This window comes from Candidatus Protofrankia californiensis (genome assembly GCF_900634765.1).
In the GTDB taxonomy this organism is placed as follows: domain Bacteria; phylum Actinomycetota; class Actinomycetes; order Frankiales; family Frankiaceae; genus Protofrankia; species Protofrankia californiensis.
The window spans coordinates 16882-34507 of record NZ_CAAAFT010000051.1 but is presented as its reverse complement, the minus strand read 5'-3'; the positions used below and the strand labels follow the sequence as shown (position 1 = coordinate 34507).

Genomic DNA, 17626 nt, shown 5'->3' with positions numbered 1-17626 from the left:
AGCGCGTCTGCAATTCGGCGGCAAGACGTTGCGACTCGTCCAGCAACGCGTCGGTACGCGAGTTGGCGATAATGATATTGATGTTGACGCCGATGGTTTCCATCAGCTGGTCCAGGAAATCCCGGTGCACCTGCATGAACGGGGTGAAGGAGGCGAGTTCGATAACGCCGAGAACATGGTCTTCGAAGAGGACGGGAAGGACGATCAGATTGACCGGTTCGGCGTGGCCGAGACTGGAAGAGATCTTCACGTAATGGACCGGGGTCCGGTCGATGAAGATCGATTTCTTGGTCCTGGCCACCTGCCCGACCAGGGACTGTCCCACGTCGAATTCGCGCGGCACGTCGGGATGGGCCTGATACCCGAAGCCGGCGATCAGACGCAGTGCGGGCGCGTCCGCCCCGGATCCGGCCAGAAAGAACGTGCCGTACTGGGCGCCGACCAGCGGAGTGAGCTCATCCATGATCAGTTCCGTGACGGTATTGAGATCACGATGTTTCTGCATCAGACCGGATATGCGGGCCAGGTTGGTCTTCAGCCAGTCCTGTTCCTGGTTGGCGCGCGTGGTCTCGTACAGCGACCGCACCATTGCGTTGATGTTGTCCTTGAGTTCGGCGACCTCCCCCCGGGCCTCCACCGAGATGGACCCGGTGAGGTCCCCGGCCGCGACGGCACTGGTCACCGCGGCGATCGCGCGCACCTGACGGGTGAGATTGCCGGCGAGCTCGTTGACGTTCTCCGTCAGACGCTTCCATGTTCCCGAGACGCCCTCGACCTCGGCCTGCCCGCCGAGTATCCCCTCGGTGCCGACCTCGCGGGCGACCCGGGTGACCTCCGCGGCAAAGGACGACAGCTGGTCGACCATCGTGTTGATAGTGGTCTTGAGCTCCAGGATCTCCCCACGCGCGTCAACATCGATCTTCTTCGACAGGTCACCGCGAGCCACGGCGGTGGTGACCTGGGCGATGTTGCGGACCTGGCTGGTCAGGTTGTTGGCCATCGAGTTGACGTTGTCGGTGAGATCCTTCCAGGTGCCTGACACGCCCCGTGCGACGGCCTGCCCGCCGAGATTGCCCTGCGTCCCCACCTCGCCCGCCACGCGAATGACCTCGTCGGCGAACGACGACAACTGGTCGACCATCGTGTTGATGGTCGCCTTGAGCTCCAGGATCTCCCCGCGCGCGTCCACCCGGATCTTCTGCGTCAGGTCGCCCTTGGCCACCGAGGTGGTGACCTCGGCGATGGAACGGACCTGAACGGTGAGGTTGGTCGCCATGACGTTGACGGATTCGGTGAGGTCCTTCCACGTACCCGAGACGCCCTTGACGTCGGCCTGCCCACCCAGCCGCCCTTCGGTGCCGACCTCCCGGGCTACCCGGGTGACCTCGCCGGCGAACGACGACAGCTGGTCGACCATCGTGTTGATGGTGTTCTTCAGCTCCAGGATTTCCCCACGCGCGTCCACAGTGATCTTCTGAGAGAGATCACCGCTGGCCACCGCGGTCGCCACCTGGGCGATGGCACGGACCTGACCGGTGAGGTTCCCGGCCATGGAGTTCACCGAGTCGGTGAGATCCCGCCACGTTCCGCCTACCCCGGGGAACGCCTGCCCACCCAGCCGCCCTTCGGTGCCGACCTCCCGGGCCACCCGGGTAACCTCGCCGGCGAACGACGACAGCTCGTCGACCATCGTGTTGATGGTGTTCTTCAGCTCCAGGACCTCGCCGCTCGCATCCACGGTGATCTTCCGCGACAGATCGCCGTGTGCTACCGCCGTGGCTACCTGGGCGACGTCACGAACCTGGCCGCCAAGGCTTCCCACCGCGGCGTTGATCGAGTCGACGAGATCCCTCCAGGCACCGGACACTCCTGGCACCCGGGGAAAGCAGCCGAGTTTGCCCTCTATGCCGACCTCCCGCGCCACCCCCGCCACCTCGGAGGTGACCAGGGCAAGCTGCTCGGTCATGCCGTTGAACACGTCGGCGATCTCGTTCATGAGCGGGTCGTCACCCTGAGGCAGGTGTACGCGGAAGTCCCCGCCGCGCACCGCCATCAGGCCGGCAAGAAGTTGGCGCAATGCGGGGTCGTCCCGCCCTGGCATCGCTTCCCGCTCCGACTTCGTAGCCTCACTCACCGGTACACCCCGCTCATCGGCCGACGGTCGCCGGACGGCCGTCATATGATCTAGATAGTCTCTTTGTTCCACGGTAGAGAGTTCGCCGGTCATCAAACCATGACGAAACGGACAGCTACCTCGACTCAGTTTCTTGATGTCCATAAGGTTTTCCTGAGTGCTCCGCGGATGCGGGCCTCCGGCAGCGCGAAAGAAACATGATCGCGCCGTCTTTGGCCCGCTGGGGAGACCCAGGAGGACAAGGGGGCTGCGCAGGGACATCCGTCCGCATGCCGACGGCACCCGAACGAGTGGGGGACGTACGCGGTGGCGACACAGCAGCCGACCAGTCCGATCGGCGATGACCAGGTAGCACAGCTGACCGCGCTGATCGCCCGCCAGCAGTGCGAACTCGAGGAACTTCGGGCGCAGGCCGCCACCGAAGCCCTGGTGGATCTCGCGACGGGCGTCCTGAGCGAGCGCCTGCGCTGTTCCCCTGGCGAAGCGGTCCAGCAACTCACCCGCCTGGCGGCCCGATCCGGGATGCCCCTGGTGGAGCTCGCCGCCGATGTGATCGGCCAACCGGCAGGCGACGCGCTCATCCGGGGCGCGGCACGACCACTGCGGTACCAACCGGCGCGACTGGCCGAGACGCCGCCGGTACAGCGGGCCGTGGACGGACCCCGGATTGCCGCGGCGGCGCTGGAGGAGGCTCTCGCCCCGCTGGGAGCCGTAGCCGTGGCATTGTGGATAATCGAACCGGACGGCGCTCTGGAGCTCGCCGGCGAGGCGGGGCTCGGCGCCCTGGAAGCGAGCCGCTGGCAGCGCATTCCTCCGCAGATGGATTCCGTGGCTCAGCGGGTCGTTCGGGACGGATGCCCCCAGTGGTGGCCGGCGAGCCACCAGCTGCCACGCCAGGTCCCACTGGTCGGGCAGTGGCGCGGCGCCCGGGTGGTGCTACCGCTGGCTGACGCCGGGGCGCTGCTGGGGGCGATGGAGATCTGCTGGCCGCATCCGCTCGAGGAGTTCGCTCCCGCGGTCCGGCATCAACTCCTCGCGCTGGCCGAAGTCTGCGCCAGGAGCCTCGGTGTTCACGGGGAGCGCGCCTGGGGAGGCCGCGGCTTGTGGCTGCCCGCCCTGCTGAACGCCCTGCTACGCTCCGCTCTCGTCGCTCACGCCGTCCGTGATCACAATGGGCGGATCATCGACTTCCAGATCGACTACGTCAGCGACGGATTCGTCGACCCGACTGGCCGCGACCCTCACGACCTCGTCGGCCGCCGACTGTCCCATGTCCATCCACTGATGACGATCCCGAACGGACTGTTCGGGCGCGCCGTGGAAGTGCTCCTCACCGGTCGGCCATACCAGGCCGACGGTCTGATCATCCGCGTCATCGTCGGCGGCAGGGCCGTTGCGATGGAGATGGACGTGCGTATCGGCCGGCTCTTCGACGGCATCGCGATCACCTGGCAGCCGACGAATGCTACCGATGACCTCACCGCCATTCTCCAGCACGCACAGCGGCTCGGTGAGCTCGGCGGGTGGCAGCAGGATGTGCTCACCGGTGACGTGCGCTGGACCGACCACACCTTCACACTGTTCCGGTTGACGCCGGGAGCGCCAGGAACGCCCGTTTCCCTGCAGGGACTGGACGCCTACGTCCATACCGATGATCTCGCCACCGTCGACCGTTTCCGCGACGTACTGCTCAACCAGATGCGGCCGGCCGCCACGACGTTCCGTCTCATCCGGGCCGACGGCGTGATCCGGCAGATACGCGCGTTCGCCGAGCCCGTCACCGACACTGCCGGCACTCTGGTCGCCGTTCGCGGCACATACCAGGACCTTTCCACTCTTTACCACACCCAGGTTGCTCTCGCCGCCACCCGCAACCAGCTCGCCGACACCGAACAGCGAGCCGACGACCAGCAGCGTCTCGCCGTACAACTGCAACGGGCCATCACGCCGTTCTCGGCCGATCCGGTCGAAGCCACCGGACTCGACGTTGCCGTCCGCTACCGACCGGCCGACCAGGATCATCTGGTCGGCGGCGACTGGTACGACTCGGTCATCCTGCCCTCCAAGGAGGTTCTCCTCGCCGTCGGTGACATCGCCGGGCACGGCATCAAGGCGGTCACCGGCATGGTCACGTTACGCAACAGTCTGCGCGGCCTCGCCATGACCGGCGCGGGACCGGCCCAGCTTCTGCGCTGGCTCAACGACGTCGCCTACCACCTCACCGACAACATCACCGGAACCGCCGTCTGCGGCCTCTACAACCCGGCCACCCGCACACTGCGCTGGGCATGCGCCGGCCATCTGCCGCCCGTCCTGGTCCGCGACGGCACCGCCTGCACACTCCCGCTTCCGCAGGGAGTCCTCCTCGGAGCGGACGCCCACAGCACCTATGAGGAGACCGCCACCCCGCTGCGACTCGACGACGGCATCCTGCTGTTCACCGACGGGCTCATCGAACGACGCGGGATCGCCCTCGACGAGGCACTCGACACCCTTGTCCTGGTCGCCGGCCAGCCGATTGCCGACCTCCAGCAGTATGCCGACCATCTCCTGCGCCACACCACCCCCGACACCGATGACGACACGTGCCTGATCGCCGTCCATCTGCGCTGAGCGCGGTCCGCCCAACCGGAAGACGTTCTGTCCCGACCGGTTGACCGCGGTCTCCTCAGCCGGAAACGATCACCGATCGTGCTCGGACACCAGTCCGGCCCGGAACGCCAGCTCGACGAGCTTTGCCCGCTGCACACCCGGAGCTCCCGTGGCGGCGGCGACCGACTCGACCGACTTCGGGTCGGGCACCAGGCCTTCCCCCCTCCCACGGCGTCGAATCGCCCGACACCGGCGGTCACCGCGGGACTGTGCCCGCCTGGATGGCCAACGGCAGTGCGATCATGCTTCTTTGTCGAAAGCGTCACCGCGGCAATCGAAGGCATTTCGATCGAAGGTCGTACAGCACTACGGATCCGACCGTGGAAATACCGCCCATAGTCGCTCCTCAGCAGCACCGGAAAGCCTGCTGATCGCCGGTCGGCCGGCGACCGGGGAGCCGCATGATCAGCCGGGTCGGCACCCGCCCCGGCTGCGGTCACGCGGATCATCGCCCGCACTTACCGCATGCACCGGACAGGACGCTACCAGCATCGACGGCTACCTCCTGTGTCCGGGCGCGGCGCTCGGCCCGACCCGGCATCGATGTGACCAATAGCATAGAGAGTGTCACTCCACACATTGACCGAAGCTCGACCCGCTCCTTACGGTCCTTGAGACTACAAGCGTTGAGCGTTTCTCCCTCGGCAGATCTTGCTCAATTCAGATTTTCGACAGCGGACGTCGGGACGAGCGGGAGCGAGCTCACCGCCAGTTGTCGCCCTACCCAAAAAATGTTTTTACTTGCTGTAATAACCTGGACACGACGTCCGTATGCGTGTACCACCGCCAACGCCGTTCCAAAAGGGGGGACCCGTGGCAACAATGGCCCGCTGGAGCTTCCAGCACCGCCGGCTCGTCCTCATGCTGTGGATCGGTCTGCTGCTCGGTGTCGGTGCGATCAGCGCGAGCGCCGGAACCAACTACAGGAGCATCTTCTCGCTACCGGGAACCGACTCCCAGCGAGCAATAGACCTGCTCGGGCGCGAGTTCCCGGCCGTGTCCGGGGAAAATGCATCGATCATCCTGCACGCCCGTTCCGGGACACTACGCGATCCGCAGGTACAGGCCGCCGCGACCGCCATGCTCGACAAAGTCGGCAGGTTGCCGCACGTCGCCGAGGTCACCAGCCCCTACAGCCCGGACGCGACCGGTCAGTTCAGCAAAGACGACCGGACCGCGTTCGCCTCCGTTGCACTCGACAAGCTGGCGAACGAGATCCCCAAAGGGGACATCGTGGCGCTCGTCGACACGGCCCGGGCCGCGGACGCCGGGTCCCTGCAGGTAGAACTGTCCGGCAACGCGATCAGCGTCGCCGAGCAGGAGCTCGGCAGTAGCAGTGAGCTGGTGGGCATCGCCGCCGCCGCGGTGATCCTGTTCATCGCGTTCGGCTCGCTGTTGGCCATGACGCTGCCCCTGATCACCGCGATCGTCGCTCTGGGTGTGGGGCTCTCGGGGATCGGCCTTCTCTCACACGCAATGAACATCGCCGAATTCGGGCCGACGCTTGCGACGCTGATCGGCCTGGGCGTAGGCATCGACTACGCCCTGTTCATCGTCAACCGCTACCGGACGGCGCTGCGCGCGGGCAGGAGCCCGCAGGAGGCTACCGTCACGGCCGTCAACACCTCCGGCCGTGCGGTCGTGTTCGCGGGCATCACCGTGTGCATCGCCCTGCTCGGGATGTATGCGTTGCGCGTGAGCTTCCTGTACGGCGTCGCCGTGTCGTCCGCGCTTGTGGTGGCGTTGACCATGGCAACGGCGATCACGCTGCTGCCGGCGCTCTTCGGTTTCTTCGGCCTGCGGCTGCTCAGCCGGTCCGAGCGCGCGAAGCTGGCGGCGTCGGGGCCGGAGCCGGAGATACCGTCGGGCTTCTGGTGGCGCTGGGCCCGCCGGATCGACAGGCGTCCCGCTCTGTTCGCCGCGGTTGCCGCCGGACTGATCGTGATCATGGCGCTCCCGGTCTTCTCGTTGCGCCTCGGCGCTTCCGACCAGGGCAACGGCTCGCAGGACAAGACGTCCAAGCGCGGATACGACCTGCTCGCGCAGGGATTCGGCGCCGGATTCAACGGGCCGTTCGTGCTTACCGCCGAGATCGGCTCCCCGGCCGACCTGAGCACCTTCGAGAGCGTGGTGGACAAACTGCGTGACACCCCCGGTGTGGAGTCGGTGTCACCGCCGCGGGAAAGCCCCAACCATCGAGCCGCAATCGTGACGCTCTACCCGACGACCGGCCCGCAGGACGCTCAGACGTCGAAGCTGCTCGACCGGCTGCGCGACGAGGTCATTCCGGCCGCGACCAAGGGCAGTCCGCTGGTCGTCTACGTCGGCGGTATCACAGCGATCTTCGATGATTTCTCCGATGTTCTCGCGAGCAAGCTTCTCCTGTTCATAGCAGTGGTCGTCGGACTGGCCTTCCTGCTGCTGGTCGTGGTGTTCCGCAGCCTGGTCATTCCGTTGATGGCGTCGGTGATGAACCTGCTCGCGGTCGCCGCGTCGTTCGGGATCATCGTTGCGATCTTCCAATGGGGATGGCTTTCCGATGTCATCGGCGTCCAGCGTGGACCGGTCGAGTCGTTCCTGCCGGTGATGCTGTTCTCGATCCTGTTCGGGTTGTCCATGGACTACGAGGTTTTCCTGGTCAGCCGGATGCACGAGGAGTGGCTTGCCCGCCGGGACAACCGGATCGCGGTCTCGCTGGGCCAGGCCGAGACCGGCCGGGTCATCGTCGCGGCCGGGGCAATCATGACGCTGGTCTTCGCGTCCTTCGTTCTCGGCGACGAGCGCGTAATCAAGATGTTCGGCCTCGGGCTCGCGCTGGCCGTGCTGATCGACGCCTTCGTGATCCGGACGGTGTTGGTGCCCGCGCTGATGCACCTGTGCGGGACGGGGAACTGGTGGCTGCCGTCATGGCTCGACCGGGTGCTTCCCCGGGTGTCGGTCGAACCCGCCGAAGAGATCGAGGAGATCCGCCACACTCCCCTGCCCCAGCAGGCCGCTACCGGCGTGCACCAGCAGAATCGCGTGCCGGTACCGCAGTCGGATGATCCCACTCGCTGAATCGCCGCCACGGGTTGCCCGTGGGGTCCTCTCGAGCAGGGTCCTCGTGCAGATGCCGGAAACCGAGCCCCAAACCCGGCGGCTGATACCGCTGCAACGTGCGGGCGAGCGGCTCCTGGTCGTCGGGGTGGACGGCGTAGAGGCGGAACACGGCGGCCAGTGACGGCGGCGGGAAAGGGGCATTCGCGGACTACTCCGGGGCCCTGGTTATGCCCCCTGCACATGGGCTTAAAGTCGCGCTCCTTTTACGTCATCTACAAGTTCATGGGTGGGTTTGCGCCAGTCTCGACCGATCTGTTGCATTATCGCCGGATAGATGATCAGGTGCCGGAATGGCTTGATCGCGGCCATATAAGTGGTCCCAAGTAGCCCGTTTCGCTTCACGAGGATGGCCATCTGGCCGCGATGGCCGCCCGTCCCGTCCGGGACCCAACCGATGTGTATGACGCAGTGCATGATCCAGTTGGCGATCTCGGCGGCCCACTCGTCATCGAGCAGGTAGAGCGAGCTGAAGGGGACCGTGTCGATGTACGTGACGCCGCGCATGATCCGGTTGGCGATCTCGGCGGCCCGCTCGTCATCGAGCAGGTAGAGCGAGGTGAAGAGGGGCGCGTCGTTGTCCGGGCCGGATGGGGCCTCGCGCAGATCCGCCGGCAACCGGCCGCGCAGCGACGACACCCTGGAGCCGATGCCGGCGTCCGGGTCATCCCAACCGAGCAGCTCGCCCAGTTTCCGCCGGATCGACCAGAGTATGCGGGCGGTGCGGGCGGAGCCTTGCGACACGCGCCCCAAGGCGATCAGCGCCAGCAACCGAGGGAAGTCGTCCGGGCCGCCCGGCGTCGGCAGTGCCCACACGTCCTCCAGCCGAAAATCGAAGGCGACCTCGTGGATCCGCCAGGGCCGGGAGGTGTGCGCGGTGTTCGGGAGCCTCATTAGTGGACCCCCCATCCATGCGATTCTCGGAAACTGCCGGAGCAGCCTGTCTCGCAAAGCACGATGAGCAAGTCATAGAGCCGGGCTATCCTGGCAACAGCCATGCTATTGCCAACCACCCTCGGCGGCACCGTCGAGCCTGGACCCGCGATACGACCCCACGGCGGTGCGCGAGCGGCCGTGGCTGCGACCGTGGTCGACGAGAGGGTGGCGGCTGGCAGGGCGGGAGATCCCGCCACCGCGACGGGGGCGGTGGCAACCCCCATGCGCGGCCTCGCCTCGCCTGACCCGGCCGACCAGCTTGAACTTTGCCCGTCGTAGATCCCGGGCTCAGGTCGGTCGGGAGTTCTCGACGACCTCGGCGTTCGATCATTGTCAGGCACCGATTGGTGGCAATCTTGTACAGCCACGGCCGGATCGAGCCGCGGTCCTCGAATCGCTCCAGACCCCGCCAGGCCCGCACCAGCGTCTCCTGGACGGCGTCGTCGGCGTCGTGGACGGATCCCAGCATGCGGTAGCAGTGGGCGTGCAGCTCCCCACGCAACGGGTCGACCAGAAGCCCGAAGGCATCAGGGTCACCACCCCGCGCCGCCGCCAGCAGCTGCGCCGACGTTGGCCCGCTCGTCGTCCCGCCGGGGACCACCCCGAACCACCTCCCCGCGGCTCACCACGCCAGGATGCATCACGCTGCTGCGCGGACGTCGTCATGGCCTCGCTCTGTACGGCAATCCTGCACCGCCCTCGAGTCCTCCTGCCCCTGGTCGACAACGTGCCCGCCGTGCTCGTCCAGCCGGACAGGTTGGAACCGACCTCGATGCGCCGGTTCCTCGCGGATCTTGGCGAACATGCCAACTATGTATAGCGTCGCAGAAATGACGAAGTGCCACGATTAATGGGAAGTCCCTGGTACAGGCCAGGAACCGGTATCCATGGCCCGCCTCGGAGTCGGCGAACCCAAGAGCTATTTCTCGCTGGGACAGACCTGGGTGAATCTCGGGCGATGTGGCCAGCAATGGTGGTATTGGTGCCCTCGAGGATAGTTCCCGTCTCCTGTCTCGTTCGGCTGGCTTATCTCATTTGATCATTGCCCTCCGATGCTTTCGCCATGAATGACACTTTGTAGTTCACAGTGAAGCGGCTTCTCCTGATCTGGCCAGGTTCGATGTGGCCTGGGCGGAGGCCGGCCGCGAGGTCCGTGAGCCGCTGGCCTCAGCTGGCCACGGACGGCGCGCCAGCACCGGTCCCACGGTCTTTCATGGTCTCCAGATTGATGCTGCGTCCCGAGCCAAGTACCATCAAAACGCGGTTTGTCAATAGGGAAAGGAGATCGTCATGGATGCTAGCTTGGCAGCGAGGACAGTCGTTCTCGTTCACGGTGGTTTCGTGGACGGCTCCGGCTGGCAGGGCGTCTACAGCCTCCTGAAGAAGGATGGCTTCACCGTCAGCGTCGTCCAGAATCCGACTCTTTCACTCGAGGGCGACGTCGCCACGACCAGGCACGTCATCGACGCGCAGAGCGGACCGGTCATTCTCGTTGGCCATTCCTATGGCGGAGCGGTGATCACCGAGGCGGGTAATGATCCCAACGTGGCGGGGCTCGTCTATATCGCGGCCTTCGCGCCGGACAAGGGCGAGTCGGTGAACACGCTCATTGCCGATCCGCCGCCCGGCGCACCTGTGCCGCCAATTCTCCCGCCGCAGGACGGCTTCCTGTTCCTCGACCGGGCAAAGTTTCCTGCTTCATTCGCGGCCGACGTGAGTGCCGAACAGGCCGCGTTCATGGCCGACTCGCAGGTCCCATGGGGCGTTGAAGCCCTGAGCGGCACGATCAGCGAACCGGCGTGGCGGATCAAGCCAAGCTGGTACCTCATCGCGACCGAAGACCGGATGATTCCCCCGCCGGCCCAGCGCTCGATGTCTGCGCGGGCGGGTTCGACTGTTGTCGAGGTCGCGGGCAGCCATGCGATTTATCTGTCGCAGCCGGCAGCCGTGGCTGCACTCATCGAAAAGGCCGCTTCCGGCTCGGCCGCGCGCTAAGCCCGGCTTCTCACACGACCGGCCGGAAGCCGATGTTCCGTCAGGGCTGTTGGCCCGGGGCGCCAGTTTTCGATCAAGTGACGTGTGGGGGATAGGAAAGGCCCGAGAGGGGCGTCGGGCCGGTTTGCGGTACCTGCGCGGGACACTGTGCCTCGCCGGCCCGCGCCTGGGACGGAGAAACAGCAGGCCAGGGTGCATGTTGGTGTCGGCGGGTTGGACCTCTGTAAATCCGCCGGCTCAGCCTACGTTGATTCGAACCCAACACCTGCCACCATCCCTGCCCGACAGGCGATTCTGCCTGTCGGGTGTTGGGCGTCTTTCCCCGTGAGGACGTAGGGGTGGGTTGACGTCAGGCGGGTGCGGATGTGGGTGGTTGGCCTACCCGCTGATCGGGTCGTTCGTGCGCGACGACAGGGTGAGGACGTCCGGGATATGGGTCGGCCCTCCCGCGTCTCCGACTGAGCGGGAAACCTCTACCCCATGATCACTTCGTGATCACAGCACGGCGCAGAAGCTCACGGACCTCGTCATCGGTCGTCTGGGAAAAATCGGCATAGTACTGGCCGACGGAAAAGAAGGTCGACGGAGTGTTGAGGCAGACCACACCGTCGGCAACGAGTCGCATCTGCCGGCACGCCTGCTCCGAGGCCACGGGCACGGCCACGACCACGTGCGCGGGCCCACGCCGCCGGATGGCGTCGACGGCGGCGCGCATCGTGGCACCGGTGGCCATGCCGTCGTCGATCAGCAGGACCACGCGACCGGTGACGTCGGCAGCGGTCCGGCTGACGCGGTAAGCGCCTTCCCGGCGCGCAAGCTCACGGCGCTCGGCGTCCACGGCCTGGGCGATCGTCTCCTCCTCGATACCCAGGCCGTAAATCACCTGATCGTTACGGACGAGCGTCCCGCCGCCGGCCAGAGCACCCATCGCGAGCTCGGCGTGCCCGGGTGCCCCGAGCTTGCGGACGAGGAAGACGTCCAGCTCCACGCCCAGCCGTTGCGCCACCTCGAAGGCGACCGGTACACCGCCCCGGGGCAGCGCAAGGACGATGACGTCGTCGCGGTCGACATATCCGGTCAGGTATTCGGCCAGCGCGTGACCCGCCGACGGCCGGTCGGCAAACAGAGCGTGCACCCGTCACCTCCTCATCGGTGGCATCACGGGTGGCGTCACGCAGGCGCGACCCGCGCGGTGCCGGGCCTGCATCGCCAACCGCCAGCCGCCAACTGCAATGAGGTAGATCCGAAATCGGACCGGCTGCCGGTTATCAGCTGCCGGTTATCAGCTACCGGCTACCGTTGCCGGCCCGACCGCCCGCGGTCGCCGTCTCCTGCTCACCACGCGGACGTACCTCCGCGTCCGGGCCCGGATAGGTGAAACTGACATGGTCGGAATCGGACCAGCTGACCAGGAACGGCGGATCACCCGACGGGGAGCGCACCTCAAGGATCTCACCGAACCGGTCCGGCCGGCCCAGCGTCCGTCCGTGGATGACCAGGGTGTCACCGGGATGAGCCCGCACAAGCCGGCGGGACGCGATCACGCCGTCACCGGCATGGGCAATCTCGCCCGCGCCCACCGGCGTCCTGCGGTGACGTGCGATGACCTCCTGGGCGAGTGGACGCACCAAGCCCTCGATCCGCCGCGCATCACGGATGAGGAGATCGTCAGCTGACAGGACTCCGACGATCCGATCGCCGTCGAGGACGGGCAACCGGCGCAACGCGTGATCGCGAAATACCTCGTAGGCGTGGGCGAGCTCCACATCGGCGGACAGGGTGAAGACCTCCGTTGTCATCAAACGATCGACGGACGCCTCCATCGGGACGCCACGGGCGACGCCACGCAGCACGATGTCGCGATCGGTGACAATCCCAACCAGATGATCACTGTCGTCCGTGACGAGAAGAGCGCCAACCCCGTGGCGATCCATCTCCTGGGCCGCTTCCCCGATCGTCCTGGACCGCTCCACCGTCACCGGTGGTGCGCTGACAACGCTGAGTACGTCCGTCATCGACACTCACCTCCCAGGCCTCAAGCCCGCACGCTCGATCCGCAAGCCTGCGCGGACATGCCCTTCTCCACTTCCCCGCTCACCGCGCCCGGCACACCCGCACGGGTGCTCTTTCGGACGAAGCCGAAGATAGCGCGATCATGGTTTTTCCGCGGCCGGGCTCTGGAAGCCGATCCGGAAGGTCCGGGAGGCCGAAGTCCCCGGGTCACCGGACGATTCGAGGTGCCGTATCCGTGGAAGGTGGCAGGAGTCGACCGACACGGCGACCGATCCCCGGTCGCTTCCCACGTCCTGAGTCCTTGGTCGTTTCGTTCCCACGAAGGAGGACGCATTATGATCATGGTCGTTGCGCGCGGCGTCGGTCCATCCTCCTCCCATCCGGCACCCGGCCCGGCTCCCGCACCCGCTCCAGCGCCGGGACCGAGGTCGGGGCCGAGGTCGGGGCCGGACGTCCCGCAGCCTGGTCCCGGACCGGACATCCCGCAGCCTGGTCCCGGACCGGACCTGCCGGTACCCGGTCCCGATCTCCCCGGTCCGGGGCCTGGACCCGACCTGCCAGGCCCCGGCCCCGACCTGCCACCGCCCGGCCCCGGCGTCCTCCCAGTGGACCCACAGCCCAACAGCTGGTGAGAACCAGGGACGGACGTAACCACAGGAACCACAAGAGGAGCATGACGATGCCGATACAGCGCGGAAGCACCAAACACGGCCCCGCCAAGGACGACAACCTCGCCCAGGAAGTGGACGGGATCGTGCGGGCGCGGCGGGACACGCGCACCGAGGAATGGCGTTCCGCGGAACCTCCCGGCGAGGACCAGCCCCAGGTGTCGGTGATACCGGAACGGTCGGGCAGCGAGCGCGCCACCAGCACGAACACCAGCGCGGCGGTCGAGGCGCGCTCCGAGCTCGCCCGGTGGTTCGACCGCCACGACTTTCCCGCGCGTGCCGCTCGGCTCGCTTACGTCCTGCGTAACCGCAACGCTCCGGAACAGCTCATCGAAGCGCTCACCGCCCGGCCCAAGCGAGAGCAGTACGACTCGTTCGGTGATCTGTGGCGGGCCCTGCACGGCGGCGAGGACGTCGAGACCGTGCGCTTCTGATCCTCCGACTCCCGAACGGGCCTCAGCTCCCGAACCGGGCGCCGGGCGAACGCAGCCTGCCTCAGTGGCCGATGGAGCCGGCCGGAGAGCGACCCGCCAGCTGGGACAGGTAACGGTGGCACGCGACCGCGCGCTCGGCGTCCTGCCTCAGGACGTTCCGGAAGAAATCGGCTATCTCCGGCTGAGCCTCCTCGTCCGCATCACGGGCATATTGTTCGTATTCGCGGCAGCCCTTGAGGGCGTGATACTGCACCGAGATCAGATCATGAACGATGTCACTGAATCCCGTTTCGCTGGTCGCCATCGTCGACCTTCTTCCTGCTTCGGCTTCATCTCCACTGGCATCAGCCCCCTCGCCGCGCTCACCACAACCGGCGACGCCGATGAGCACCGGTGACGCCGATCGGCGCCGGGTTACCACAGCGCGGTATGGCCGACCCTGTCTTCATCGACGGTCTCCGGGGAAGCCAAACGTGCACCGGCGTCGAATCCCGGCCACGTTCAGGAACACGCCGCACGGCGCGACCGGCAGATGATCTCTTCCTGGACGCGCTCCCGGAGCAGGTGAACGACCCAACGGAAGCATCTCGATACGGGATATAACAGATATGACAGGCATAACGGTCATAATCTGCAGGCCGCACCCGGGAACAGGCGGTCGATACTGTTCCTGGAGAAGTCGAGTCGTATCGAAAATCTGGATCTCGGGGAGGGTGGCCGTGACGGCGCTGTGCGGAGTCGAGCTTGAGCATCCGCTCATGAACGCCGCGGGCACGTGCAAGAGCCTCGACGAGGTGGACGTGCTTGCCCGCAGCGCCGTGTCCGCGGTCGTCGTCGGGTCCATCACCGCGCAGGCGCGCACCGGGAACGGAGGCAACGTCTACTATCCGGGGGATTTCTTCTCGCTCAACGCGCTCGGCCTGCCCAATCCGGGGCTTGCGTACTACCGCGAGCACCTGCCAGAGATGATCTCGATAACGCATGCTGCCGGTAAACCACTCGTCGTGAGCATCGCGGGATTCAGCGAAGCTGAATACGCCGCCGTCGCCCATGACGTGGCGCTCGCCGGCGCCGACATCATCGAGCTCAACCTGGCCTGCCCGAACGTCTGGGACGGCGGCACGCAGAAACGCATCGCCTGCTTCGACAACAGTCAGACCGAGGCCGTGTGTACCCAGGTGAGTCAGGCGCTCGCCGCGGCCACGCCCACCGGCGCCACCGCTGGCGAAGGTCGCCGGCCACCGCCCTTCGGCATAAAGATCTCACCGTTTTCGGACCCGGCCGGGCTGGCCGAGCTGGCGAGCCTGGTCGCAAAGCTGTCCAGCACGCCGCAGGGCCCGCGGTTCGTCTGCGCGGTCAACACCTTTCCGAACGCCCTCGTCCTGGACGGGACGAACCGTCCGGTGATCGACGTCGAACTGGCCGGGCTCGCGGGTGCCGCGCTCAAACCCGTGGCCCTCGGCCAGATACGTCAGCTACGACGGCTGCTTCCGGAGACGGTCGAACTGATCGGAGTCGGCGGAGTGTCCCGCGGACGTGACATCGCCGACTTCCTGTGTGCCGGGGCGGCGGCGGTACAGGCCGCCACCGCCTTCTGGAACCGCAATGGCGACGCCGGCGTCTTCGGTGACATCCTCACCGACTACGCCGACCTGTTTTAGAACGAGCGGGATAGGACGATGTTCGATCGGCGAACGGGGCGGTCCCGCTCTCGATCGCTCCACGGTGTAAGAATTCGGTAGGACAAGGCGGCGACGCCGGTACGGGGACGCGACACGGGGGCGGGAACAGCGACGTGGTGAGGGTTCCGGACGAACGGGTTGGGGCCGGGCGGATTCTGTGGCTGATGTTCTCCGTGCTTTTCCTGGTGGCGGCCTTTCTGGGTGCGTGGGGTCTGGCCCAGCTGACAAGACCCGCGCAGGAGTGCCCCCCGCCGAGTGCGCAGCCCTGCGGCTACACAGCGGCCGACATCGCCTACTTCGACGCGCAGCTCTTTTTGCTGGGCTCCGAACCGCTGCAGGACGGTGGCCCTTTTCCGCTGCCGCTGGAGCTCGCACGATTCCTGGCCCCGTTCGCCACCGCGTACGGCGTGACGGTGTCGGTCTGGAACATCTTCGTCGACCGGCGTCACCGGCGCGCGGCACGCCGGGCCCGGGGCCACGCCGTCGTCGTCGGCGACGACCCGTTCGCCCTGACAATCACCTCCGCGTTGCGGGCCGCCGGTACCCCCGCGGTCCGCATCACCAACGATGCGGCCCACAATGCTCAGGGCCTCGTCGTGGTCGGTGACGCGCGGAAACCGGCAATACTGCGCGCCGCGGGTGTGCCCAGGGCCGCAACCGTGTACGCGTGTCTCGCGGACAGCGCCGCCAATGCGGCCGTGGTGGCGGCCACGGCCGTGCTCACCGTCGAGGAAACCGATCGTCCCGAGCCGCTCGCCTGCTATGCGCGTATCGGCGACGGTGAGCTTGCGCTCGCGCTGAAGGCGCGCCGGGTCGGGCTCTCCGCGGAATCAGGTTTCCGGCTGGATTTCTTCACTCCAGAGGAGATCGCCGCCCGCAAGCTCGCCACCCGTATTCTCGGACCCCATCTCGGTATCGACGATCCGCTGCCCTCGGTGGCGGTCGTCGGGCTCGGCCCGTTCGGACGCGCGCTGGTCGTCGAGCTGGCTCGGCTGTGGCAGGTCCGCAACGGTGCCCCGCCACTGCCGCTGGTTCTGGTCGACACGAACGCGTCATCGCAGCTCACCGAGCTTCGTGCGCGCTACCCGCCGGTCGCGGCGCACTGCGCCCCCCGTATCAGGGACGAGCCGGCGGCCACCGTCGATCTCGGGACGCTCTCGCGCGAGTTCACTGCGGCGGACGCGCCGGGCAGGCGACACCTGGTGCTGTGCGACCAGAACGAGGAAACGGTTCTGCCCCGCGCGCTGAACACCACCCGGAACACCGCGGACGTCGACCAGACGGTGACCGTGTGCACGGGGCAACGGACGGCCCTCGGTGACCTGCTCAATCCCCGGTTGCTCGACCCCGCACCGGGCGAGGTACGAATCTTCGCAATCACCGACGAAGCGGCGGAACCGAACGAATTGCACAACGACACGTTGACGGTATTGGCCCATGCCATTCATGGCCAGTATCTCATCGGCGAGCAGGAAAAAGGACTCGTCATCGGTGGTACCGAATCAACGGCGCTCTGGGACGACCTCCGCGAGGACCTGCGGACGGCGAACTACAAACAGGCCGAAGATATCGGCGCGAAGCTGGGAAAAATCAGCGCGGTCGTCGTCCCGATGACCGACCCGCCGACGGACTTCTCCTTCACCGCAGCCGAGGTGGAGCTGCTCGCCCGGCATGAGCACGAACGTTGGTGTGCGGAACGACACAGCCAGGGCTGGACGTTCGCCCCGGTTCGCGACGACGGGCGCAAGCAGCACGACCTGCTGGTCGACTGGCTGGAGCTGCCGGATGAGCAGCGTGCCAAGGACATCGCGACCGTCCGCCACCTGCCGGCGCTCCTGGCCGACCACGGTCTGCAGATCCTGCGCCTGCGCTGAACGCGCAGGCGGCTGAGGCTGGCTCCGTCCGTCCGTCCGTCCGTCCAAGGATTGACCGTCGCGGCGGGGCGAGGGAACGTTGGTGGATGGCAAACGTGGGTGAACCGCTGCGGATCGTTGAAGACGAACCGATCGCCTGGCC

Annotated in this window: 12 protein-coding genes and 1 pseudogene; 7 read left to right on the top strand and 6 right to left on the bottom strand. The window is 66.7% G+C overall.

Annotated elements, in window-relative coordinates; all coding sequences use genetic code 11:
• The coding region (locus DD1DGNOD_RS02810) for a HAMP domain-containing protein (protein ID WP_131769378.1) at window positions 1-2101 on the bottom strand (2101 nt) is incomplete at its 3' end.
• Window positions 2102-2440: 339 nt separating this feature from the next.
• On the opposite strand from DD1DGNOD_RS02810, the gene DD1DGNOD_RS02805 reads away from it, so the two are divergent.
• Together DD1DGNOD_RS02805 and DD1DGNOD_RS02800 are read left to right on the top strand one after the other, a co-directional pair.
• Window positions 2441-4747 carry a SpoIIE family protein phosphatase gene (locus tag DD1DGNOD_RS02805; RefSeq protein WP_131769375.1) on the top strand — a complete coding sequence of 769 codons (2307 nt, stop codon included), beginning with the start codon at window positions 2441-2443 and terminating at the stop codon, window positions 4745-4747.
• Window positions 4748-5599: 852 nt separating this feature from the next.
• On the top strand, window positions 5600-7843 hold the full coding sequence (locus DD1DGNOD_RS02800) for an MMPL family transporter (RefSeq protein ID WP_131765046.1): 2244 nt from the start codon (window positions 5600-5602) through the stop codon (window positions 7841-7843).
• Between the two features lie 228 nt (window positions 7844-8071).
• On the opposite strand, the gene DD1DGNOD_RS02795 is transcribed toward DD1DGNOD_RS02800, so the two are convergent.
• Window positions 8072-8776: a DUF2867 domain-containing protein gene (locus DD1DGNOD_RS02795; RefSeq protein WP_131769374.1), complete on the bottom strand. Its 705-nt coding sequence runs from the start codon at window positions 8774-8776 to the stop codon at window positions 8072-8074.
• A gap of 322 nt (window positions 8777-9098) precedes the next feature.
• Window positions 9099-9377, bottom strand: a pseudogene (locus DD1DGNOD_RS28670) (sigma factor); the annotation flags it as partial.
• Between DD1DGNOD_RS28670 and DD1DGNOD_RS26435 the strand changes: the two are divergent.
• Together DD1DGNOD_RS26435 and DD1DGNOD_RS02785 are read left to right on the top strand one after the other, a co-directional pair.
• A complete protein-coding gene (locus DD1DGNOD_RS26435; protein ID WP_165034697.1) occupies window positions 9270-9638 on the top strand; it encodes a hypothetical protein in 369 nt (122 codons plus the stop codon). The pseudogene DD1DGNOD_RS28670 and the gene DD1DGNOD_RS26435 sit on opposite strands and share 108 nt — an antisense overlap.
• Window positions 9639-10108: 470 nt before the next feature.
• Window positions 10109-10813: an alpha/beta hydrolase gene (locus tag DD1DGNOD_RS02785; RefSeq protein ID WP_131765045.1), complete on the top strand. Its 705-nt coding sequence runs from the start codon at window positions 10109-10111 to the stop codon at window positions 10811-10813.
• A gap of 484 nt (window positions 10814-11297) precedes the next feature.
• Here the strand turns inward: DD1DGNOD_RS02785 and DD1DGNOD_RS02780 are convergent, their stop codons facing one another.
• Together DD1DGNOD_RS02780 and DD1DGNOD_RS02775 are read right to left on the bottom strand one after the other, a co-directional pair.
• Complete coding sequence (locus tag DD1DGNOD_RS02780) at window positions 11298-11948, bottom strand: phosphoribosyltransferase (protein WP_131765044.1); 651 nt, start codon at window positions 11946-11948, stop codon at window positions 11298-11300.
• Between the two features lie 151 nt (window positions 11949-12099).
• Window positions 12100-12828 carry a CBS domain-containing protein gene (locus DD1DGNOD_RS02775; protein ID WP_131765043.1) on the bottom strand — a complete coding sequence of 243 codons (729 nt, stop codon included), beginning with the start codon at window positions 12826-12828 and terminating at the stop codon, window positions 12100-12102.
• A gap of 677 nt (window positions 12829-13505) precedes the next feature.
• Here DD1DGNOD_RS02775 and DD1DGNOD_RS02765 point away from each other — a divergent pair.
• Window positions 13506-13928: a DUF2795 domain-containing protein gene (locus DD1DGNOD_RS02765; RefSeq protein ID WP_131765041.1), complete on the top strand. Its 423-nt coding sequence runs from the start codon at window positions 13506-13508 to the stop codon at window positions 13926-13928.
• 61 nt (window positions 13929-13989) lie between these two features.
• Here DD1DGNOD_RS02765 and DD1DGNOD_RS02760 read toward each other — a convergent pair whose 3' ends face one another.
• Window positions 13990-14319 carry an acyl carrier protein gene (locus tag DD1DGNOD_RS02760; RefSeq protein WP_241255423.1) on the bottom strand — a complete coding sequence of 110 codons (330 nt, stop codon included), beginning with the start codon at window positions 14317-14319 and terminating at the stop codon, window positions 13990-13992.
• Between the two features lie 328 nt (window positions 14320-14647).
• Between DD1DGNOD_RS02760 and DD1DGNOD_RS02755 the strand changes: the two genes are divergently transcribed.
• Together DD1DGNOD_RS02755 and DD1DGNOD_RS02750 are read left to right on the top strand one after the other, a co-directional pair.
• A complete protein-coding gene (locus DD1DGNOD_RS02755) occupies window positions 14648-15589 on the top strand; it encodes a dihydroorotate dehydrogenase (protein WP_241251167.1) in 942 nt (313 codons plus the stop codon).
• Between the two features lie 185 nt (window positions 15590-15774).
• Entirely contained in the window at window positions 15775-17484 is a 1710-nt protein-coding gene (locus DD1DGNOD_RS02750) for a RyR domain-containing protein (RefSeq protein ID WP_131769372.1), read from the top strand.
• Window positions 17485-17626 lie beyond the last annotated feature (142 nt).